The organism is Streptomyces sp. NPDC051051 (assembly GCF_040682975.1).
GTDB lineage: Bacteria > Actinomycetota > Actinomycetes > Streptomycetales > Streptomycetaceae > Streptomyces.
In genome coordinates this window covers 320,685-341,686 of the sequence record NZ_JBFBCB010000001.1, presented here as the reverse complement: position 1 = coordinate 341,686, position 21,002 = coordinate 320,685, and the positions used below count along the sequence as shown (strand labels likewise).

The window sequence follows — 21,002 nt, the reverse complement described above, 5'->3', positions numbered from 1 at the left end:
CGGGCATGGCGGCACTCCAGGGCGCGAGGCGGGAGAGGTGGTGCCCCGTGGCGGCCGGGTCCCTCTCTCGGAGGACGTCGGCGCACGGGCGCGTGATGTGCCACGACTATGCGTTCCGGGAGGCGGCCTGCCCAGACCTGGTGTGATCCGGTTTTCGGATGCCTTCGATCCATCGCGTGGATACCCGACGGATCCGGTGGGACGGGCACCTCGTCCAGGAGACCGCCCCTTGCCCCGCCCGGCCCGCCCGGCCCGCCGACCACCCGCCCCGCCCGTCAGAAGGGGGCCCGCTCCTCCGGAAGGCCCGCGAGACGCCTGCCGACCCGCGCGGCCGTTTCCCGCAGCCAGATGTGGGCCGCGTCGTGCGTGTGCACCGGGTGCCACCACAGTGCCTCCTGGAGGGGCACGGCCTCGTAGGGCGGTTCCAGCACGCGGACGGCGGCGATCGGCGCGAGGAGACTCGCGAGGCGCGCCTGGACGAGGGCGATGCGCCGGGTGCCGGCCACCAGGAGCGGCAGGAGCTGGAAGCTGTCGACGGAGACCTCCACGCGTGGCTCGATGCCGAGCATGCCGAGCTGGCGGACCGCCGGGGCGTCGTAGGTGCGCTGGTAGGTGACCCAGGGCAGTCTCGCCAGGTCCCGGCGGGTGAGGCGGTCGTCGACGCTCGGGTGGTCGTCCGCGACGAGGAAGACCCAGCGGTCCTGGTAGAGGTCGGTGGCGGGGAAGTCGCTGATGACGCCGTGCGGCATGAACAGGCCGTCGGTGGCGCTCAGCAGGGTCGCGGTGTCGTCGACGACGGTGGGCGGGGTCTGCGCGAAGCGCAGGCGGATGCCGGGGGCCTCCTCGTGCACCACGCGGGCGAGTTCGGTGCCGAAGACGGCGACGGCGTAGTCGGAGGCGACCAGCTTGAACTCGCGGCTCTCCCTGGACGGGTCGAAGTCGGCCTGGCTGGCGAAGAGGCGTTCCAGCACGTCGTAGGCGGTGGAGGTGCGGTCGAGCAGGACCTGGGCGAGGGCGGTGAGTTCGTAGTGGCCGCCGACCCGGGCGAGCAGGTCGTCGTCGAAGTGGCGGCGCAGCCGGGCCAGGGCTGCGCTCATGGCGGGCTGGCTGAGGCCGATGCGCTGCCCGGCCCGGGTGACGTTGCGTTCCTCCAGCAGCGCGCGCAGGGCGACGACGAGGTTGAGGTCCAGGCGGGCCAGATTCACGGGTCTTCCCCTAGTGGTACGGCGTTGTACGGCGCCGACCAGGAAGAATTCGTCGCGTGGATGCTGGTCATCCATCGAATCGATTTCCCTGATCGCGGGTGGCGGGTCCAGATTAGTCGCACCGCAATCAGGAGGACATGTCCGTGAAACCCGAACCCGTCTCCGCGCTCTTCGCCGGACCGTTCGCCCTCGCCACGCTGTCGGCCCCGGACGGCCCGGCCTTCCCCGCCCTCGTCACCCCGGACGCCCGGGTGATCGACCTGCGCTCCGCCCTCGGCGACGGTCCGCCGGACGTCCGCGGGCTGCTGGAGAAGTGGGAGACCGTTCTGCCGCGGCTGCGGGCGCTGGCCGCGGCGGACGGCCCCGACCGCGGGCCGCTGGCGGACTTCCGGGTGCACGCCCCCGTCGAGCCGCGGCAGGTGTTCCAGTCGGGAGCGAACTACCGGCAGCACGTCATCGATCTGCACGTCGCCCACCGGGCGCCCGGCGACGACCGGCCCGAGGAGGAGCGGCGCGCCGAGGCCGCCGAGATCATGGACCGGCGGGCGGCCGAGGACCTGCCGTACGTGTTCATCGGCCTGCCGAGCGCGATCACCGGCCCGTACGACGACGTCGTCCTGCCCACGTGGGCCAAACAGCCGGACTGGGAGCTGGAGCTGGCGGCCGTGATCGGCCGGCCCGCCCACCGGGTGTCCGTGGCGGAGGCCCTGGAGCACGTCGCCGGGTACACGATCGCCAACGACCTCACCGACCGCGCCACGGTCTTCCGCCGCGACATGCCGCAGATCGGCACCGACTGGCTGCGCAGCAAGAACGCCCCCGGCTTCACGCCGCTCGGCCCCTGGATCGTGCCCGCCGAGTCGATCGCGGACCCCGGCGACCTGCGGCTGACGCTGAAGCTGAACGGCGAGACGATGCAGGACGAGTCCACCAAGGACATGATCTTCGACGTGGCCCGGATGGTGTCGTACGCCTCCCGAAGCGCCCGTCTGCTCCCCGGCGACCTGGTGCTGACCGGTTCCCCGGCCGGGAACGGCATGCACTGGGGCCGGCTGCTGCGCGACGGCGACGTGATGGAGGGGTCGGTCACCGGACTCGGCGCGCAGCGCACCCGCTGTGTCGCGGAGGGGGCCGCGTGAACCGCGACGATCCCGAGGGCGCGATCGCCGAGGCCGCCGAGGCCTACTCCAACTGGGGGCGTTGGGGCGAGGACGACGTGCTCGGCACGCTGAACTTCCTCGACGAGGCCAAGCGCCGCGAGGGCGCCGCGCTCGTGCGGCGGGGCGTGAGTTTCTCCCTCTCCCAGCGCTTCGACATGAACGGCCCGCAGAAGGGCTGGCGGCGGCGCACCAACCCGGTGCACACCATGCTGGACACCGGCACCGACGCGGCGCTCGGCAACCAGGGCTTCCCGCACGGCATCGGCGGCGCCGACGACGTGATCGCGATGCCGCTCCAGTGCTCCACCCAGTGGGACGGGCTGGGGCACATCTTCGACCACGGCAAGGCGTGGAACGGGCGGGCGGCCGAGAAGGTCGTCACCTCCGACGGCGACCTCGTCACCGGCATCGAGCACATGGCGCCGTACGTCGCGGGACGCGGGGTGCTGCTCGACGTGGGCCGGGTCGTCGGTGCGGACGGGGAGCTGCCCGACGGCTTCGCGATCACCGAGGAGCACCTGCGCGCGACCGCCGAGGCCCACGGGGTGACCGTCGGGCGCGGTGACATCGTGCTGGTCCGCACCGGGCAGCTGGCCCGGGCCCGCCGCGACGGTTGGGGCGAGTACGCCGGCGGTCCCGCGCCCGGCCTGTCGTTCACCACGGCCGGCTGGCTGCACGGCAGCGAGATCGCCGCGATCGCCACCGACACCTGGGGCTTCGAGGTCCGCCCGAACGAGTTCGCGCACGCCTTCCAGCCCCTGCACCAGGTCGTCATCCCCAACATGGGCCTGCTGATCGGCGAGATGTGGGACCTCGACGCCCTCGCCGCGGACTGCGCCGACGACGGGGTCCACGCGTTCTGGCTCACCGCCGCACCACTCCCCATCACCGGCGCCGTCGGCTCCCCCGTCAATCCGATCGCCGTCAAGTAACCCGAGGAACAAGGGAGTTCCCCATGAACCAAGCCCGCACGGTCCTCGTCGTCGGCGGCGGCGCGGCCGGCAACGCCGTGACGATCCTGCTGCGCCGGGCCGGCCTCGCCGTGGACCTGATCGAGGCCAGGGACGACTGGAACGCCACCGCCGGCTCCGGCATCACCCTCCAGGGCAACGCCCTGCGGGTGCTGCGTGAACTCGGCGTGTGGGAGCGGGTCCGGGCGTCCGGCTTCGGCTTCGGCTCCGTCGGCATCACCGCCCCCGACGGGACCGTCCTGCACGTCGCCCGCGACATCCGCACCGGGGGCGACGACCTGCCCGCCACCGTCGGCATGCAGCGCCCGCAGCTCCAGCAGATCCTCATCGACGCCGTGCGCGCGAGCGGCGCGTCGGTCCGGCTGGGCACCACCGCCGAGATCCTGGACCAGGACGCCGACGGCGTCCTCGTCCGCCTCAGCGACGGCAGCGAGACCCACTACGCCCTGGTGATCGCCGCCGACGGCCTCGGCTCCACCACCCGCGCCGCGATCGGCATCACCGACAAGCCCGAGCCCACCGGCATGGCCATCTGGCGCATCGCCGCCCCCCGCCCCGCCGGCGTGGTCCGCACCGACCTCGCCTACGGCGGCCCGGCCTACATCGCCGGGTACTGCCCCACCAGCGAGAACACCCTGTACGCCTACGTCGTCGAGGCCAACCGCGACCGCGCCTCGATACCGGCCGACTCCCACGCCGACGAGATGCGGCGCCTGGCCTCGGCGTACGGCGGCTTCTGGCCGGAGATCACCCGGCACATCACCGACCCGGCGAAGGTCAACTACACCTGGTTCGACCGGCTGCTGGTCGAGGACTCCTGGCACCGCGGGCGGGTCGTCCTGGTCGGCGACGCCGCGCACTGCTGCCCGCCCACGCTCGCCCAGGGCGCGGCGCTGTCCCTGGAGGACGCCTGGGTCCTCGCACAGTTGCTGACCGGGTCCGACACCTGGGACGACGCGCTGTTCCAGGCGTACCACGAGCGGCGGATCGCACGGGTCCGGCCGGTCGTCGAGGCGTCCGTGCAGATCGGGCAGTGGCAGCTCGACGGGGTGCGCGACGCCGACGTGCCCGGCCTGATGGGCCGGACCATGACCATGCTCAGGGAACTGCCGTGACCGAGCCCACCCCTCGTGGGGACCTGACCTCCACCCACGTCCCGACCGTCGACGTGCACGCCCACGTCCTGCTGCCCGAGGTCGACGCGCTCGTGGCCGGGCTGCCCGGCCACGGCGAGGCCAGGGCCCTGGACGCACGCCGCAACGGCCCCGCCGCCCTGGCGGTGAGCGGCCCCATGGTCCGCGACCGCGTCCCCCGGCTGACCGACGTGGCCGTACGCCTCGCCGCCATGGACGCCCAGGGCGTCGATGTCCAGCTGGTCAGTCCGTCCCCCTCGCACTACCACTACTGGACGGACGAGGAGACGGCCGAGAAGGTGTACCGGCTGGCCGACGAGGCCACCGCCGCGCACTGCGCGGCGGCGCCGGACCGGCTGCGCGGCCTCGGGCTGGTGCCGCTCCAGCACCCGGACCAGCTGGTCCGCGCCCTGGACCACGCTCTGGAACAGGGTCTGGCCGGGGTGGAGATCTCCAGCCACGCCCCCGGACGGGAACTCTCCGACCCGGCCTACGCCCCCTTCTGGTCCCGGGCCGAGGAGACCGGCGCGCTCCTCTTCCTGCATCCCTTCGGCTGCACGCTCGACGAGCGGCTGGACCGCTGGTACCTGTCCAACACCGTCGGACAGCCCACCGAGAACGCCGTCGCGCTGTCCCACCTGATCTTCTCCGGGGTGCTGGACCGGCACCCCGCGCTGAAACTGATCGCCGCGCACGGCGGCGGCTACCTGCCCACCCACATCGGGCGCTCCGACCACGCCTGGTCGGCCCGCTCCGACGCGGGCGGCGGCTGCGCGCACCCGCCCAGCAGCTATCTGAAGCGGCTGTACTTCGACTCCCTCGTCCACGACCCGCACGTGCTGCGGGAGTTGGTCCGCGTCGCCGGGGCCGACCGGGTGCTGCTCGGCTCCGACTTCCCCTTCGACATGGGCACCGAGGACCCGGTCGGCGCCCTGCGCGCCGCCCGTCTCCCCGATGCCGACTTCCACGCCGTACGGGGCGGCAACGCCGCCGCCCTCCTCCGGAAGGACTGACACCATGCGCCTGCTCACCCACCTGCGGCACGTCGACCTCGCCGTGCCCGACTACGACAAGCAACTCGACTTCTACGCCGGCGTCTGGGGCCTGACCAAGGTCGCCGAGGACTCCGGCATCTCCTTCCTGGCCGCCGAGGGCTCGCCCGAGCAGTACGTCGTCCGGCTGCGCAAGGCCGGGGAGAAGCGCCTCGACCTCGTGTCGTACGGGGCCGCGAACGCGGCCGACGTCGACACCCTCGCCGATCAACTCCTCTCTCAGGGGGTCCGGTTGATCTCCCAGCCGGGCAAGGTGGACACGCCCGGCGGTGGTTACGGCTTCCGTTTCTTCGACGTCGACGGCCGCACCATCGAGGTCTCCGCCGACGTCGAGGTACGGCAGCACCGCAAGATCGAGGAGAAGGAGGCGATCCCGGTCAAGCTGAGCCACGTCGTCCTCAACTCCCCCGACCTGAACCGGACCCGGGAGTGGTACGAGCGCCACCTCGGCTTCCGGCTCTCCGACACGCTCAGCTCGCCGCACATGGGCGAGGTCATGCACTTCATGCGGATCAGCAACCAGCACCACTCGATGGCCATCGCCAGGGGCCCGCACACCGCCCTGCACCACATCTCCTTCGAGATGCGCGGCCTCGACGAGTACATGCGCGGTTCCGGCCGCGTGATGCGCGCCGGGTTCCGCAAGATCTGGGGTCCGGGCCGGCACATGGCGGGCGACAACACCTTCACGTACTTCCTCGACCCGCACGGCAACACCGTCGAGTACACCACCGAGCTGGAGTGCCTCGACGAGGACACCTGGCACCCGCACGTCTACGACTTCTCCCGGCCCGAGGTCACCGACCAGTGGGGCACCGCCAACCCGATGAACGAGCTGATCGCCAAGGAGTCCTTCAACGACCCCGACCGCGGCGTGTTCGTCGCCCCGCCGGTCTGACCCCGACCCCGCTCCCCCAGGAGTCGTCCCATGCGTTTCGCCGCATACGAACACCAGCACCGCCACCGGGTGGCCGTCGTGGAGGACGACGGCACCCTCCTTCCGCTGCCCGGCGTCACCTCGCTCACCGCCCTGCTCACGGAGACCGGCGGCCTGCCCGCGCTGCTCGCCGCCGGTGCCGCCGCCCTCGACGTGCCGTCCGGTCCCCATGTCTCCGAGGTGCGGCTGCTGCCTCCCCTGCGGCCCGCGTCGGTCCGGGACTTCGTCACCTTCGAGGAGCACGTCGAGGGCGTCCGGCGGTCCGTGGACGGCGCCGCCGGCGTGCCGGAGCAGTGGTACGCGGCACCGGCCTTCTACTTCACCAACCCGCACGCCGTCCACGGTCCCGGCGACGACATCCCCGTGCCCCCCGGCTCGTCCGTGCTGGACTACGAGCTGGAGGTCGCCGCCGTCATCGGCCGCGAGGGCCGCGACCTCACCCCCGAACAGGCCCGCGAGCACATCGTCGGCTACACGGTCTTCAACGACTGGTCCGCGCGCGACCTCCAGTCGGCGGAGATGAAGGTCGGGCTCGGCCCCTGCAAGGGCAAGGACACGGCCACCACCCTCGGCCCGTACCTCGTCACCGCCGACGAACTGGAGCCGTACCGGGACCCCGACGGGTTCCTGCGCCTGGCGCTGACCGCCGAGATCAACGGCGAGGTGGTCGGTGAGGACCTGCTCTCCAACATGAGCTGGACCTTCGAGGAGATGACCGCCTACGCCTCCCGCGGCACCCGTGTCGTACCGGGTGACGTCCTCGGTTCCGGGACCTGCGGCAACGGCGGCTGCCTCGCCGAGCTGTGGGGCCTGCGGGGCGAGCGGACACCGCCGCCCCTGAAGCCCGGCGACACCGTCGTCCTCACCGTCGAGGGCATCGGCACGCTCACCAACACCGTCGTCGCGGGCGCCGAGCCCGTCCCCCTGCCGAGCGGCAGGCGTCGTGGCCGGGAGCGGCCGTGAGCGGTCCGCACCCCAAGCGGCTGCTGGGCAAGGTCGTCGTGGTCACGGGCGCGGCCCGTGGCCAGGGCGCCGTCGAGGCCGCGGCCCTCGTCCGGGAGGGCGCCCGCGTCATCGCCACCGACGTGAGCGACGCGCCCGGCTGCCGCCGGCTCGACGTGACCGACGAGAGGGGCTGGGCGGACCTGGCCGCGGACCTGCGCGAGGCCTACGGCCAGGTGCACGGCCTCGTGAACAACGCGGGCATCACCTGGCGGGCCCGCGTCGGCGACGTGCGCCCCGAGGACCTGGCCCGGGTCCACGCGGTCAACGTCACCGGCCCGCTGCTCGGCATCCAGCACCTCGCGCCGCTCATGCCGCCCGGCTCCTCCGTCGTGAACGTCGGCTCCTCCGCGGCCCTGACCGCCCACTATCCGGTCGCCTACACCACGAGCAAGTGGGCGCTGCGGGGCCTGTCGAAGACCGCCGCCCTCGAACTCGGTCCGCGCGGGATCCGCGTCAACACGATCCATCCCGGTTACATCGAGACCGAGATGACCGCCTCGGCGGTTCCGGTGTTCCGCGAGGCCAACGTCCGCGAGACGCCGCTCGGCCGCACCGGGACGGTCGACGAGGTCGCCCCGCTCGTCGTCTTCCTGCTGTCGGACGAATCGTCGTTCATCACCGGCGCCGAGATCCCCGTGGACGGCGGCCTCACCGCGCACGGCGGCGTCAAGTCCGTCTCCGACGCCCTGCGTCCGGAGGCGGACGGTGCCGGCGACCGGCCGGCAGCCCTGTCGAGAAAGGACCGTTCGTGAACAAAGTGAGTGCCGGCGCCGCCGAGGCGGTCGCCGACATACCCGACGGGGCCTCGCTCGCCGTCGGCGGCTTCGGACTGAGCGGTGTGCCGGAGATCCTCGTCCGCGCCCTGTACGCGCAGGGCGCCACGGGGCTCCGGGTCGTGTCGAACAACTGCGGGGTCGACGGCCGTGGCCTGGGCATCCTGCTGGCCGCCGGCCGCATCGCCCGGGTGACCGGCTCGTACGTCGGCGAGAACAAGGAGTTCGCCCGCCAGTACCTCGGCGGGGAACTCGAGGTGGAACTGACTCCGCAGGGCACCCTCGCCGAACGGCTGCGCGCCGGCGGCGCGGGCATCCCCGCCTTCTACACCCCCGCCGGCGTCGGCACCCAGGTCGCCCGGGGCGGCCTGCCCTGGCGCTACACACCCGCCGGCACCGTCGCCGTCGCCTCACCGCCCAAGGAGACCCGCGACTTCGACGGCCGTCCGCACGTCCTGGAGCACGGCATCACCACCGACTTCGCCCTGGTCCGCGCCTGGCGCGGCGACCGGCACGGCAACCTCCGCTTCCGCCGGGCCGCCGCCAACTTCAACCCCCTGGCGGCCATGGCTGGCCGCGTCACGGTCGCCGAGGTCGAGGAACTCGTCGAACCCGGCGAACTCGCCCCGGACGAGGTGCATCTGCCCGGCGTCTACGTGCAGCGGGTCGTGGCGCTGACCCCCGAGGAGGCCGCCGACAAGCCCATCGAGAAGAGGACGGTGAGCGGCTGATGGCCTGGACCCGCGACCAGATGGCCGCCCGCGCCGCCGCCGAACTGACCGACGGCTCCTACGTCAACCTCGGCATCGGCCTGCCGACCCTCATCCCGGGGCACCTCCCGCCGGGCGTCCACGTCGTCCTGCACTCGGAGAACGGCATCCTCGGCACCGGTCCCTGTCCCACGGAGGACCAGGTCGACCCGGACCTGATCAACGCCGGCAAGGAGACCGTCACGGTGCTGCCCGGCGCCTCCTTCTTCGACTCGGCGCTCTCCTTCGGCATGATCCGCGGCGGCCACATCGACACCGCGGTCCTGGGCGCGATGCAGGTCTCCGCGACCGGCGACCTCGCCAACTGGATGATTCCGGGCAAGATGGTCAAGGGCATGGGCGGCGCGATGGACCTCGTCCACGGTGCCCGCCGGGTCATCGTCCTGATGGACCACACCGCCAAGGACGGCAGCCCGAAGGTCGTCGAGGAGTGCACGCTCCCGCTCACCGGCGAACGGTGCGTCCACCGCGTCGTCACCGATCTGGGCGTGCTCGACGTCACCGGCAGCGGCCTCGCCCTCGTCGAGACCGCGCCGGGCGTCACCGTCGAGGAGATCTCGGCCCGCACCGGGGCCGCCCTGCGCCTCGACGGTTTCACCGCCGCCTGCTGACCCGGATCAATCCTGGCCCGCTGCCCGCTGCCCGCTGCCCGCCGACGGGCGGCGGGCCGGCCCATGTCCCCTTGACCGGCTGGTCGGTTGACGGGAGGAGATCCTCGCGGCAGCCGACACCGCCGACGACATCGGACGGAATCGGACCGACGACGGACGCGCCCGCCCCGGCGGTCCGGCCCGGTGGGCGGAAGTCGAACAAGCCGGCGCCGACCAAACTCTGTTCCGCGTGTCTACCGGCCGGTATACAAGCGATGTTGGACCTGTGGGACAGGAGCGTGTCCGGTTGCCGCGGTGTCGCGATCCTCCGTGTGCTCCGACGGCCGGTCCGATACAGCGGGCTGACCGGACTTCGAGGAAGGGGCACGATGAACCATCACACGCGTCAGGGCGGCGACCTCGCGCGACGGCGCCGCACCATGGCGCTGGGCGCGGCGCTGAGCAGCTGCGCGCTCGTCGCCGGTGTCGGCACATCGGTTCCCGCTTCTGCCGGAGAGCGGCATTCCCCCCGCCCCGTGGACTACGTGGCGCTCGGTGACTCGTACACGTCCGGTCCACTGATTCCGCGCCAGGTCGACGCCAACTGCGCCCGCTCGGACCATGATTACCCCTCGCTGGTGGCGACCCGGTACAAGGTCGCCTCGTTCGCGGACGTCAGCTGCAGCGGGGCCAAGACCGACGAGATGTGGAAGGCCCAGGGGACCAACGGGCCCCAGTTGGACGCCCTGAACCGAAACACCGACCTGGTGACGCTGCAGATCGGCGGCAACGACATGGGGTTCGGCCCCATCATCAGCACCTGTGCCGCGCTCAGCTCCGAGGACCTGTCCGGCGACCCGTGCCGGCAGCACTACGCGTCTTCCGGGGTCGACCGGCTCACGCTGAGCATCCTCGAAACCGCTCCGAAGGTCGCCCGTGTGCTGCGTGCGGTGCATGAGCGGGCACCGCACGCACGCGTGGTGGTCGTCGGTTATCCCGCGCTCCTGCCCGACGACGGCAGCGGCTGCTACCCCTCGGTTCCCTTCGCCGCGAAGGACTTCCCCTACCTCCGGGACACGGGCAAGCGCCTGAACCGGATGCTGCGCCTGGTGGCGTGGCTGAATCGAGCCGAGTTCGTCGACACCTACGGTCCGTTCGTCGGACACGACATGTGCAAGGCGCCGGCCGACCGCTGGATCGAACCGCTCCGGCCCTCCGCGCCCGCAGCCCCCGTGCACCCCAACGCCAAGGGCATGGAGACCATGGCGAGCGCGGTCCTGGAACGCCTGGGCAAGAGGGCCGGACACCGCTGACCGACCGGTTCCCCGCCCTGCCCCGGCAAGGACCCCGGCGGGCGGGGAACACGGCCCGAGGCCGACCGCGCGCAGGATTTCCCCCACCGTGGACGGTGTGATCGGATGCCCCAGCCGGGCGGGCTCACCCTGGATGTGGAGCTGGAAGTTGTCCCCGATGCCGCCGACGCGCACCTCGAACCCGGTCCCGGTGGGCCTGTGCAGCACCACGAGGGGCTCGTCGTCCAGGACTGCCGGTGCGGCGCGTGGGCCGGGCAGTTGAGGTCGTGGCGCTCCAGGGCCGGCAGGTCGCGGCAGGCGGGGAGGATCGCGGAGATCTTCTCGTCCGGCTCCGGCAGTTCGTCCTTGGTTGCGCCCACGCCGATCCAGCGGCGGGCGAACTCCAGAGCGTCGAGCAGGTCCTGGTGGACACCGCCGAGGATCGGCTCGGCGCAGGCCACCGGTTCGCCCCGTGCTCGACGCGGAAACCGGCCGCCGTCGCCGGCATCGGCCGCGGACCGGTGGGCGGTGAGCACCATCTGATCCGCGGGCGGCTGCACGCGGCGAAGGCCCTGCTGGACACGGCGGTCCTGCACGGCTGCTCGCTGCTGGTGGCCTCGCGCAGCGGGCCGGCGGGCCTGGACGCCTGCACGGTGATGGAGGCCGCCGCCATCCGCGGCGGCCCGTTCGTCCACGCGGCCTCGCCGCTGCCGTGGGCGCCGCCGGGCGTGCCCTGCCCCGGCCGCTGAGGCTCGGGCAAAGGATCGGTCCCGGCCGCCCCACGGGGAGAGGGTGGCCGGGACCGGCTGCTGCACACCCCAGCGCCGCCACGCTCAGTCGGGACCGGTTTACGAGGCGGCGCGTTCGCGGTCGTCGGCGGGGGTGTCCTCGCGGTGCAGGAAGGTGGCCAGGAGGTCGCCGACGGGGTGGTCCGCCTCGCTGGGGTGACGCAGGGCGACGGTGAGATCGATGGTGTAGCGGTTGCGGCGGCCGACGCGCTCGCGGGTGAGGTATCCGGCCGCTTCGAGGTCGGCGACGATCAGCTGGACGGCGCGTTCGGTGATGCCGATGGCGGCGGCGACGTCGCGCCCGCGCGCTTCAGGGTCGCGGGCGAGGGCGATCAGGACCCGGGCGTGGTTGGTCAGGAAGGTCCACTGATCGCCGCGCGGGCTGGAGGGCTGGCTCATGGCCTTCATCATACGAAGCCGACTTCGCATAACCAACATCATTTCGCGAAAAATAATTGCCGAAAAAATTTTCGCGTATTATTTGACGGGAATCAGGGGGTCAAGTGACGCTGGACATATCCCCACCGCCCTCTCCACCCCGCTGAAAGGGGGGTCACGATGTCCTCCCAGACCTTCGTCCCGATCCCGACCCGCCACGCGGAAACCGGATCTCCGGTGCTGCCACTGTCCCTGCCGCACCCGGTCACCGCGCTGGTGACCAACCGCTCCGACGACCTGGCCGTGGTCGACGCGGCCGTACGACTGGCCACACCGCGCAAGGCACCGGTGCTGCTGGTCGCCGTCCTGCCCGCCCAGCGGCAGATTCCGGAGCGTGCCCGCGTTGACGCGCAGGCGGCCCGGGTGTTCCTGACCCGCGTGCTGCCCCGGCTGCGTGCTGCCGGGGTCGGCTACATCCCCGTCGCCCACCGTGTCCCGGCCGATGACGGCGGACAGATGCGGCTGCGGGCCGCGGGCGGGGTGCTCGCGTTGGCCGCACGTCATCACTCCCCGCTGGTGGTGGCCTCCAGCCGGGGACCGGCCGGCCTGGATGCGCACAGCCTGACCGAAGCCTCCGCCGTACGCGGCGGGCCCTTCGTCTTCGCCGTCGCCCCCACCCGCTGGACGGTCCCCGTCGCCGGCGCCGCTCTGGACCCGGCCGACCTGTCGCCCACCGGGGTCCGCAACGTGTGGACGCTCGCCCGGCGCCGCCTGCCCGCCACCCGCCCCGTGGAGGCGTGATGAACGGCCTGAACGTGCTCGCGCCGTGGTGGCCGCTCGCGCTGGTGGACCTGGTCGTCGGCGGCCTGTGCGTCGCGCTCGCCCTGCGGCCGCGCCGCCGCACCGCTGGCACCCCCGTTCGGTGGCCCGTCCGAGCAGGGAGGTGAGCACCTGTCGCAACCATCAGGTGAACCAGCGCCCGGGCCCGGCAGCCCTCCGTAACCCGCCAGGGCCCGGGGCCCCCGACTCTCTTCTCCGTCTTTGTCCTTCCGCCCCCGCCCGAGGAAGCCGATCCACCATGAATGAACTGTCGTTCGCCGTCCCGCTGTGGGTGTGGGCCGCGGTCACCGTCGGCATCGGCGCCATGCTCGCCGTCGACCTGATCGCCCACCGCGACAACCACGTGATCGGCTTCCGCGAGGCCGCGCTGTGGAGCGGCCTGTGGATCGCCATCGGCCTCGGCTTCGGCCTCGTCCTGTGGGCATGGCAGGGCGGCGATGCGTCATCGACCTACTACGCGGGCTATCTGATCGAGAAGGCCCTGTCGATCGACAACGTCTTCGTGTTCGCGCTGGTCTTCTCCTTCTTCGCCGTGCCCGACGCCTACCAGCACAAGGTCCTCTTCTGGGGCGTCATCGGCGCGCTCGCGGCCCGCCTGGTGTTCATCTTCATCGGCGCCGAACTGCTCCAGGTGTTCTTCTGGACCGCCTACCTGTTCGGTGCGTTCCTGATCTGGACCGGCTGGAAGATGGCCGTCTCCAAGGACGAGGAGGTCCACCCCGACCGCAACCCCGTCGTCCGGCTCGTCAAGAAGACCATCCCCACCGACCCGCGCTTCCACGGCGACAAGTTCTTCATCCGCGTGCATGGCAAACGCATCGCCACCCTGCTGTTCGTGGTCCTGGTCGCCGTCGAGGCCACCGACCTGATCTTCGCCGTCGACTCCGTCGCCGCCGTCCTGGCGATCACCACCAACACCTTCATCGTGTGGACCGCCAACGCCTTCGCCATCCTCGGCCTGCGCAGCCTGTACTTCTGCCTCGCCGGACTTCTGCGCCGCTTCCAGTACCTGCACTACGGGCTCGCGGTCCTGCTCGCCTTCGCCGGCGTCAAGCTCATCCTGTCCGAGACCCCCGTCGGCAAGCTGCCCATCCCCCTCACCCTCGGCGTCATCGTCGTCACCATCACCGTCTCCATCGCCTGGTCGCTGATCGCCACCCGCGGCGGAGGCAGTGACAGCGGCGAGGCGACGCGTGTGACGGACGACGTGACCGGCACCGAGCCGGACACCACGGCCCCCGGCACCGGCCCGCACCATCCGGAAGGACGGCCGTCATGACCACCCTCAGCCCCAGCCGTCGCAACACACCCGCCACACCCCGCACCAGGTCCGTGCACGCCTGCACCGTCACCGGCCGGCCGTCCGCAGGTGGCGTCCTGGCCGTCCTCGCAGGCGCCCGCGCCGATGCGGACGTGGCAGTCAACACAGGCCGACCAGTACTTCACCAGAGCCCACGAAGCGTCCGGCGCCACATCCCGTCCCCCCCGAACCGTCCGGATCCCTCACCCCACGTCGTTGAACACCGCAAACGCGCTGTGCACCCTCGTCCCCCCATAGGCTCGGCCAAGGGCACAGCCGCCCAGATCGTTGCGCAACCGCAGCCACACCGTCCCGGGGGAGACCGGTGGGGAAGGGTCCGCGGGCTGTCCCGGAGACGAGCGGGTACGGCGGATTCCCGGGCGCCACCCGGGCGACTTTCCGGCGGGGCGGTGGCGTGACTGCTGTGATTCCGGCCGGACAGATACGACCATGCTGACGTACCGCGGTGCCGGCCACTGGGGAGGAACTGTGAAGCGAGAGGACGGCACATCGGTGGCCACCGGTGTCACCGCCGAGCGCCTCGCCGGGCTCCGCAGGTGGAACCTGGGGCTCACGCTGCTGCACCTGGTCCAGGCCGTGGCGATCGTCCTCCTCGCCGGAGACTTCTCGATCACCGTCACCGCCTCCGTTCCCGAAGGGCCGCCGGGAACGGAGGCGCCCGCCCCCGAAGCACTGTTCGACGTGCCGATCGGCTGGGCCGTCGCCGTCTTCCTCACCCTCGCGGCAGTGGACCACCTGCTGACGGCGACGGTGTGCCGCCGCATCTACGAACGCGACCTCAGACGTGGCATCAACCGTTTCCGGTGGCTGGAGTACGCGCTGAGCGCGACCCTGGTGGTGCTCCTCATCGGCTTCTACGCGGGCATCACCAGCATCAACGCCGTCCTCGCCGTCGTCGGTGCCAACATCGGGATGATCCTCTTCGGCTGGGTCGAGGAGCTGATGAACCCGCCGGGGCGGGCGAGGACCACGATGCTGCCGTTCTGGTTCGGGACGCTGGTCGGCGTCACGCCGTGGATCTCGATCGCGTACAACATCGTCGCGGCCGAGACCGTCCCCGGCTTCGTGTACGGAATCGTTCTCGTCCAGGCCACCCTCTTCTTCAGCTTCGGCCTCAACCAATGGCTCCAGTACCGCGGAGCCGGCCGGTGGTCCGACTACGCATACGGTGAAAAGGCCTACCTGGTCCTCAGCCTCGTGGCGAAGTCACTCCTGGCGTGGCAGATCTTCACCGGCTCGCTGGCTGACTGAACCTCTTTCAGCCTGCGCTCGGGCGGTGCAGCTGACTTGACCGTGTCCTCTGCGCGAGCGGACACGTCAGCTCGTACACGGCCCGAGCTCCGGCCACGAAGACGCGCGTGGTGGAGGCCGTCGCCGAGCACGGTCACACCGTGGCAGTGCTCGGCCGGACCGGAGTCCCGCCATGCCCTGGCATGCCGGGCCAAGACGATGGGTCTCATCCCGACCGGGCGCACGCGCGGCGCCGTCGCGGCCGAGCGGGCCGACCCGGTCTCCGGCATGGCCCCCTCCATCTCCTGGAGGAGGCCGCCGAGGTCGACGGAGTGGAGCCGGGATCGTCCTGGCTCCACTCCGTGGTGCGGGCGTGTCACTGGAACTGAGCGAAGAACCTCCAGATCTCTGCTTTGGTCCAAGTGGCGACGCCGCTTTCGCCGGAGGAGCCGTCGACCGGACCGGGTACGTGGTCTCCGTCGAACGCGGCCCATTGGACCGGGTATCCGGCACGGCAGCCCGAGTAGGTGGTGGTGATGTGCGTGCGGCTTCCCGGCGCGGGCTCGCGCGGGCTCTGAGGGATGCAGCCGTTGTTGCTGACGAATCTGTCGCGCAGGGACCGTCCTTGCGCGATGTCGAGGACGGAGTCGCTGATGCCGTGGATTCCGAAATAGGCGATGGGTTGGGTGCCGCCGCTGCACCCGCTGATCTGGGCGCCGGACATGACCGCGACGGCCCTGAAGACGTTCGCCCGGCTGCATGCGAGTGCGTAGCTCATACCGCCGCCCCAGCTGAATCCCGTGGCGAAGCGCTGTGCCGGGTTGACACAGAGGCCGCCCTCGATGCGCCGGATCATGTCGTCGACGAAGATGATGTCCTCACCGCCGGTATTGGCCCAGCCGTTGCCGAGGCCCTGGGGGGCGACGAGGATCGCGCCGTCGTCCGACTGTTCCTGTTGGCCGTAGTAGGACCAGGCGTTCCCGCTCGTGCCGCCCGAGGCGACGTCGCCGGCGGTTCCGCCCCGCCAGTGGAACGCGAAGATCAGCCGGTAGGGGTGGCTGTTGTCGTAGTCGGCGGGGACCCTGAGGATGAAGCTGCGGCTCTTGCCGCCGCTCTGCATCGTGTGCGTACCGCTCGCCAGAGTCGGGGCGCTGCCGCATCCGCCACCACCGGACGACAGCTTGATCATCTGCCATTGCTGGTTGGCGCCGCCCCAGTCGGTGTACTGGACGACGTTGCCGCCGTCGGCGGTGGAGGCGCCCTGCACCTCCACCGCCTTGCCGCTGGTGCGGTTGATCAGCCGGACGTGGCCCGCGTCCGAGTCGGCCAGGCGGAACTGCTGGTTGGCCCCGTTGTGGTCGGCCCACTGCTGGAGCGCGGCACCGTCTGCGGTCGAGGCGCCGGCCAGGTCGAGAACCTTGTCCGAATGCCGGGCCTTGAGGCGGTAGAAGCCGCCGCCGGAGTCCACGAACTGCCACTGCTGGTTGGCTCCGTCGTTGCGCGTCCACTGGCTGATCCGCGCACCGTCGGCGGTGGACGCGCCAGAGACGTCCAGCGCCTTGCCGCTGTTGCGATTGACCAGGACGTACCAGGCGTTGGCGTCCACCGTCGCCGCCTCGGCGGGCGCCGGATTCACCGCGGCGAGCATGCCGATCGCGAGGGTCGCCGCCACCACGGCGGCGACCCGGGACCACCAGCGATGTCTTCCTGGAGGGGCGGGGGGAGCCGCACCGTGGGTCTTCATCCGTTCACCCTTTCGTCTGTGGCAGGTCCCCTCAGGTGCGGGTCCAGCGTTGGTTGCTGCCGTTCGAGCAGGAGTAGAGCTGGATCAGGGTGCCGTTGGCGGTGCCGCCTGCGACGGCGTCGAGGCAGAGACCGGACTGGACGCCGACGACGGATCCGTCGGAGTTGAGGCGCCATTTCTGGTTGTCGCCGCCCCAGCAGCTGTAGATCTGGACTTTGGTGCCGGTGGCGGTGCCGGCGGCGTCCAGGCACTTGTTGCCGTAGACCCTGAGCTCGCCTGCGGCGGTGTACGTCCATTGCTGGTTGGTGCCGTTGTGGCAGTCCCACAGGTGGAGCTGGGTGCCGTCGGTGGTGCTGGTACCGGGCACGTCCAGGCAGCGGCCCGAACCGACGCCCTTGATCGGTCCGGAATCCGAAGGGGGCGTGGAGGAGCCGCCGTTGAGTGCGTTGAGGACGGCGGTGTAGGCGAGCTTCTTGCTGCCGTCGCCGTTGAACAGCAGCGGTGTTTGCTCCGATCGCCAGGAGTCCGTGTCACGCACACCCCAGACGGTGATGCCGAGGCAGCGCGGGACGGCCAGGCAGTCGTTGGTCACGTTGGCGTAGGTCGTGGCCGGGGCGCCCTGGATGTCGAGTTCGGTGACGGCCACGTCGACGCCGAGGGCGGCGAAGTTCTGCAGGGTGGTGCGGAAGTTGCTGTTGTAGGGGCTGCCGCTGTTGAAGTGCGACTGGAAGCCGACGCAGTCGATCGGCACGCCGCGCTGCTTGAAGTCTCGGACCATCGCGTACATGGCCTGGGTCTTGGCCCAGGTCCAGTCCTCGACGTTGTAGTCGTTGTAGCAGAGCTTGGCGGCCGGGTCGGCGGCGCGCGCGGTGCGGAAGGCGACCTCGATCCAGTCGTTGCCGGTGCGTTGCAGGTTGGAGTCGCGCCGGGCTCCCGAACTGCCGTCGGCGAAGGCCTCGTTCACGACGTCCCACTGGGCGATCTTGCCCTTGTAGTGGGCCATCACGCCGTTGATGTGGCCGATCATCGCCTGGCGCAGCGTGCTGCCGCTGAGGCTCTGCATCCAGCCGGGCTGCTGGGAGTGCCAGGCCAGGGTGTGGCCGCGCACCTGCTTGCCGTTCTGCACCGCCCAGTTGTAGACGCGGTCACCGGCGGTGAAGTTGAACTGGCCCTGCTGCGGTTCGGTGGCGTCGATCTTCATCTCGTTCTCGGCCGTCACCGAGGTGAACTCACGGCCCGCGATCGTCGTGTACGCCGAGTCGCCCAGCCTGCCCGAGGCGATGGCGGTGCCGAAGTAGCGGCCGCTCTGCGCCGCCGCGGCGCCGAGCGTGTTCTCGGCGGCGTGTGCGGTCGGCGGCGCGACCAGTGCGGCGACCGTACCGAGGACGCCGACGACCAGCGCCAACGGCAGGCCGCGGACCTTCCGGCGGACAACGGGTCTGGGAAGGGCGTACGAGCCCATGACTGTGCCTCCAAGGTAGAAATCACGGAAGGACTGAAGCGCAGGGGAATGTGTCGTCCGCTCCCGCTCGGCAGACGGACGGGGCGGGCCGGAACCGGGGCGGTACGGAGTCACCGGACACCGCGGTCATGGGACCGGGACGATCGCAACCCGCACGAGACGGCAGCCGTCGGCCGTCGGGGGACGTACGACGGGCGGCGGCGGTGTTTCGACACAGGCATGGGGCACTCCATCGCGGTTCAGCCGGGGGACCGCCACGCGGCGTCGCGTACCTCTCCCACTGCGCGAACAGCCGGGATGCGCTGGTGCGACCTCACCGGAACGAAACGGGGTGGCGCAGGTGCTGCGGTGTGTGGATCTGCGGTACGTGGATCTGCGGTGCGGCTGTGCGTGGATCTGTCGTGCAGCACAGCTGCCCAGGACGGTGCAGTTCGGTATTTCGAACTGTGGTCGGTCACTCAGAGAGGGATGATCGAGGGATTGACGGCGAATCGTCAATACTCATCACAGGGAAAGTTTCCGCTTGTCGTCCGAATCTTTCGAAATCGCGACGAGCGACGGACGCCGCCTGCTCAACTTCCCTCATCCGGGAGGACCCTTGGAGTGGCGGGCCGTATCGCGAGCCTCCGGAGTGCCGGGAGGAACTGTTTGTGGACAGATCGGCGAAGGACCTTGACCAGAGGGCCCCGCATTCCTAGCTTGTGGCGTCAAAGGTTCGGAGAGATCTTCGAAAGTTTCGATACCGTCCCTGTCCCGGTACGGCCGCTCTGCGGTTCCCAGGCGTCACCTCACCCCGCCCCAAGGAGGCCCTCTGATGTGGTTTCGCCACCCGTCCCCGGTCCGCCCAAGACGCTTGCTCGCGGTCCTTTCGCCCTTGCTGCTCGTGGCCGCTTTCCTCGGCGCCCAGCCCGCCGACGCGGCGACCGTAGACCCCAACGCCTCGTATGTGCTGGTCAACCGCAACAGCGGCAAGGCCCTGGACGTCTACAACATGGCGACCGACGACGGCGCCCGCATCACTCAGTGGACCAGGAACGATCAGAACCAGCAGCAGTGGCAGTTCGTCGATTCCGGGGACGGTTATTACCGGATCAAGTCCCGCCACTCGGGCAAGGTGCTGGACGTCCACAACTGGTCCACCGCGAACGGCGGCTCGATCGTGCAGTGGGCCGACCTGAACGGCACCAACCAGCAGTGGCGGCTGGCCGACAGCTCGGACGGCTACGTAAGGTTCATCTCGCGCCACAGCAACAAGGCCCTCGAGGTACAAGGCGCCTCCACCGCCGACAACGCGAACATCGTCCAGTACGACGACTGGGGCGGCACCAACCAGCAGTGGCAGCTCGTCAAGGCCGGCGCCGACAACCCCGGCCCGTGCGATCTTCCGTCGGCATACCGCTGGACATCAACGGGCGCGCTGGCGCAGCCCAAGCCGGGGTGGGTCTCGCTCAAGGACTTCACCGTCGTCCCCTACAACGGCAGGCAACTCGTCTATGCGACGACGCACGACACGGGGACGAGTTGGGGTTCGATGAACTTCGGCCTGTTCACCAATTGGTCGGAGATGGCCTCGACCAGTCAGAACACGATGTCGACTTCCACCGTCGCGCCCACGCTCTTCTACTTCGCGCCGAAGAACATCTGGGTGCTCGCCTACCAGTGGGGCGGGACCGCCTTCTCCTACCGGACGTCGAGCGACCCCACCAACCCGAACGGCTGGTCGTCCCAGCAGGTGCTCTTCTCCGGAAGCATCTCCGGTTCCGGAACAGGACCCATCGACCAGACGCTCATCGGTGACGGGACGAACATGTACCTGTTCTTCGCCGGTGACAACGGCAAGATCTACCGGGCCAGCATGCCGATCGGGAACTTCCCGGGCAGCTTCGGCACGACCTCGACAGTGATCATGAGCGATACGACGAACAACCTGTTCGAAGCCCCGCAGGTCTACAAGTTGCAGGGCCAGAACCGCTACCTCATGATCGTCGAGGCGATCGGCTCGCAGGGCCGCTACTTCCGCTCGTTCACGGCCACCAGTCTGAACGGTTCATGGACACCCCAGGCCGCGACCGAGAGCAATCCCTTCGCCGGCAAGGCCAACAGCGGCGCCACCTGGACCAACGACATCAGCCATGGCGAACTGATCCGCACCAGCCCCGATCAGACCATGACCGTCGATCCCTGCAATCTGCAGCTGCTCTACCAGGGACGCAGCCCCAACTCCGGCGGCGACTACGGCCTCCTGCCCTACCGTCCGGGTCTGCTGACACTGCAGCGCTGACGGCGTGACGCGGGGGCCGGCTCCGTGGGGAGCCGGCGTGGCGGGCTCGGCGCAAGGCCGAGCCCGCCCG

At 70.7% G+C, this 21,002-nt stretch carries 20 protein-coding genes; 16 read left to right on the top strand and 4 right to left on the bottom strand.

Going from position 1 to position 21,002, the window contains the following annotated elements; genetic code table 11:
* Window positions 1-275: 275 nt before the first annotated feature.
* The gene (locus AB0N31_RS01625; RefSeq protein ID WP_366056282.1) at window positions 276-1,205 is read right to left on the bottom strand and encodes a LysR family transcriptional regulator; all 930 of its coding nucleotides are present in this window, start codon (window positions 1,203-1,205) and stop codon (window positions 276-278) included.
* Window positions 1,206-1,342: 137 nt separating this feature from the next.
* On the opposite strand from AB0N31_RS01625, the gene AB0N31_RS01620 reads away from it, so the two are divergent.
* The 11 genes from AB0N31_RS01620 (at window position 1,343) to AB0N31_RS01570 (ending at window position 11,637) form a co-directional block, all read left to right on the top strand.
* Window positions 1,343-2,344: a fumarylacetoacetate hydrolase family protein gene (locus AB0N31_RS01620; protein WP_366056281.1), complete on the top strand. Its 1,002-nt coding sequence runs from the start codon at window positions 1,343-1,345 to the stop codon at window positions 2,342-2,344.
* On the top strand, window positions 2,341-3,297 hold the full coding sequence (locus AB0N31_RS01615) for a cyclase family protein (RefSeq protein WP_366056280.1): 957 nt from the start codon (window positions 2,341-2,343) through the stop codon (window positions 3,295-3,297). The genes AB0N31_RS01620 and AB0N31_RS01615 overlap by 4 nt, the downstream gene beginning before the upstream one ends.
* A gap of 23 nt (window positions 3,298-3,320) precedes the next feature.
* Complete coding sequence (locus AB0N31_RS01610; RefSeq protein WP_366056279.1) at window positions 3,321-4,451, top strand: FAD-dependent oxidoreductase; 1,131 nt, start codon at window positions 3,321-3,323, stop codon at window positions 4,449-4,451.
* Window positions 4,448-5,482 carry an amidohydrolase family protein gene (locus AB0N31_RS01605; protein WP_366056278.1) on the top strand — a complete coding sequence of 345 codons (1,035 nt, stop codon included), beginning with the start codon at window positions 4,448-4,450 and terminating at the stop codon, window positions 5,480-5,482. Before AB0N31_RS01610 ends, AB0N31_RS01605 begins: the two co-directional genes overlap by 4 nt.
* A gap of 4 nt (window positions 5,483-5,486) precedes the next feature.
* A complete protein-coding gene (locus AB0N31_RS01600; protein ID WP_366056277.1) occupies window positions 5,487-6,419 on the top strand; it encodes a VOC family protein in 933 nt (310 codons plus the stop codon).
* Between the two features lie 30 nt (window positions 6,420-6,449).
* On the top strand, window positions 6,450-7,421 hold the full coding sequence (locus tag AB0N31_RS01595) for a fumarylacetoacetate hydrolase family protein (protein ID WP_366056276.1): 972 nt from the start codon (window positions 6,450-6,452) through the stop codon (window positions 7,419-7,421).
* A complete protein-coding gene (locus tag AB0N31_RS01590; protein ID WP_366056275.1) occupies window positions 7,418-8,215 on the top strand; it encodes an SDR family oxidoreductase in 798 nt (265 codons plus the stop codon). The genes AB0N31_RS01595 and AB0N31_RS01590 overlap by 4 nt, the downstream gene beginning before the upstream one ends.
* Window positions 8,212-8,967: a CoA transferase subunit A gene (locus tag AB0N31_RS01585; RefSeq protein WP_366056274.1), complete on the top strand. Its 756-nt coding sequence runs from the start codon at window positions 8,212-8,214 to the stop codon at window positions 8,965-8,967. The genes AB0N31_RS01590 and AB0N31_RS01585 overlap by 4 nt, the downstream gene beginning before the upstream one ends.
* The gene (locus AB0N31_RS01580; protein ID WP_366056273.1) at window positions 8,967-9,617 is read left to right on the top strand and encodes a CoA transferase subunit B; all 651 of its coding nucleotides are present in this window, start codon (window positions 8,967-8,969) and stop codon (window positions 9,615-9,617) included. The genes AB0N31_RS01585 and AB0N31_RS01580 overlap by 1 nt, the downstream gene beginning before the upstream one ends.
* A 368-nt stretch (window positions 9,618-9,985) precedes the next feature.
* A complete protein-coding gene (locus AB0N31_RS01575) occupies window positions 9,986-10,909 on the top strand; it encodes an SGNH/GDSL hydrolase family protein (RefSeq protein WP_366056272.1) in 924 nt (307 codons plus the stop codon).
* 245 nt (window positions 10,910-11,154) lie between these two features.
* On the top strand, window positions 11,155-11,637 hold the full coding sequence (locus AB0N31_RS01570) for a hypothetical protein (protein ID WP_366056271.1): 483 nt from the start codon (window positions 11,155-11,157) through the stop codon (window positions 11,635-11,637).
* A 99-nt stretch (window positions 11,638-11,736) separates the two neighbouring features.
* Here the strand turns inward: AB0N31_RS01570 and AB0N31_RS01565 are convergent, their stop codons facing one another.
* A complete protein-coding gene (locus tag AB0N31_RS01565) occupies window positions 11,737-12,075 on the bottom strand; it encodes a helix-turn-helix domain-containing protein (protein ID WP_366056270.1) in 339 nt (112 codons plus the stop codon).
* Window positions 12,076-12,234: 159 nt separating this feature from the next.
* On the opposite strand from AB0N31_RS01565, the gene AB0N31_RS01560 reads away from it, so the two are divergent.
* From AB0N31_RS01560 to heR, 4 genes are all read left to right on the top strand, one after another.
* Window positions 12,235-12,855: a universal stress protein gene (locus AB0N31_RS01560; protein WP_366056269.1), complete on the top strand. Its 621-nt coding sequence runs from the start codon at window positions 12,235-12,237 to the stop codon at window positions 12,853-12,855.
* A complete protein-coding gene (locus tag AB0N31_RS01555) occupies window positions 12,855-13,001 on the top strand; it encodes a hypothetical protein (protein ID WP_366056268.1) in 147 nt (48 codons plus the stop codon). The genes AB0N31_RS01560 and AB0N31_RS01555 overlap by 1 nt, the downstream gene beginning before the upstream one ends.
* Before the next feature lie 131 nt (window positions 13,002-13,132).
* On the top strand, window positions 13,133-14,173 hold the full coding sequence (locus tag AB0N31_RS01550) for a TerC family protein (RefSeq protein ID WP_366056266.1): 1,041 nt from the start codon (window positions 13,133-13,135) through the stop codon (window positions 14,171-14,173).
* Window positions 14,174-14,683: 510 nt separating this feature from the next.
* Window positions 14,684-15,466, top strand: a complete 783-nt coding sequence (gene heR, locus AB0N31_RS01545; RefSeq protein WP_366056265.1) for a heliorhodopsin HeR — start codon at window positions 14,684-14,686, stop codon at window positions 15,464-15,466.
* A 355-nt stretch (window positions 15,467-15,821) separates the two neighbouring features.
* Here heR and AB0N31_RS01540 read toward each other — a convergent pair whose 3' ends face one another.
* Entirely contained in the window at window positions 15,822-17,120 is a 1,299-nt protein-coding gene (locus tag AB0N31_RS01540; RefSeq protein ID WP_366056314.1) for an RICIN domain-containing protein, read from the bottom strand.
* Window positions 17,121-17,220: 100 nt separating this feature from the next.
* Window positions 17,221-18,651 carry an endo-1,4-beta-xylanase gene (locus tag AB0N31_RS01535; RefSeq protein ID WP_366056264.1) on the bottom strand — a complete coding sequence of 477 codons (1,431 nt, stop codon included), beginning with the start codon at window positions 18,649-18,651 and terminating at the stop codon, window positions 17,221-17,223.
* Window positions 18,652-19,465: 814 nt separating this feature from the next.
* Between AB0N31_RS01535 and AB0N31_RS01530 the strand changes: the two genes are divergently transcribed.
* On the top strand, window positions 19,466-20,932 hold the full coding sequence (locus AB0N31_RS01530; protein ID WP_366056263.1) for a non-reducing end alpha-L-arabinofuranosidase family hydrolase: 1,467 nt from the start codon (window positions 19,466-19,468) through the stop codon (window positions 20,930-20,932).
* Window positions 20,933-21,002 lie beyond the last annotated feature (70 nt).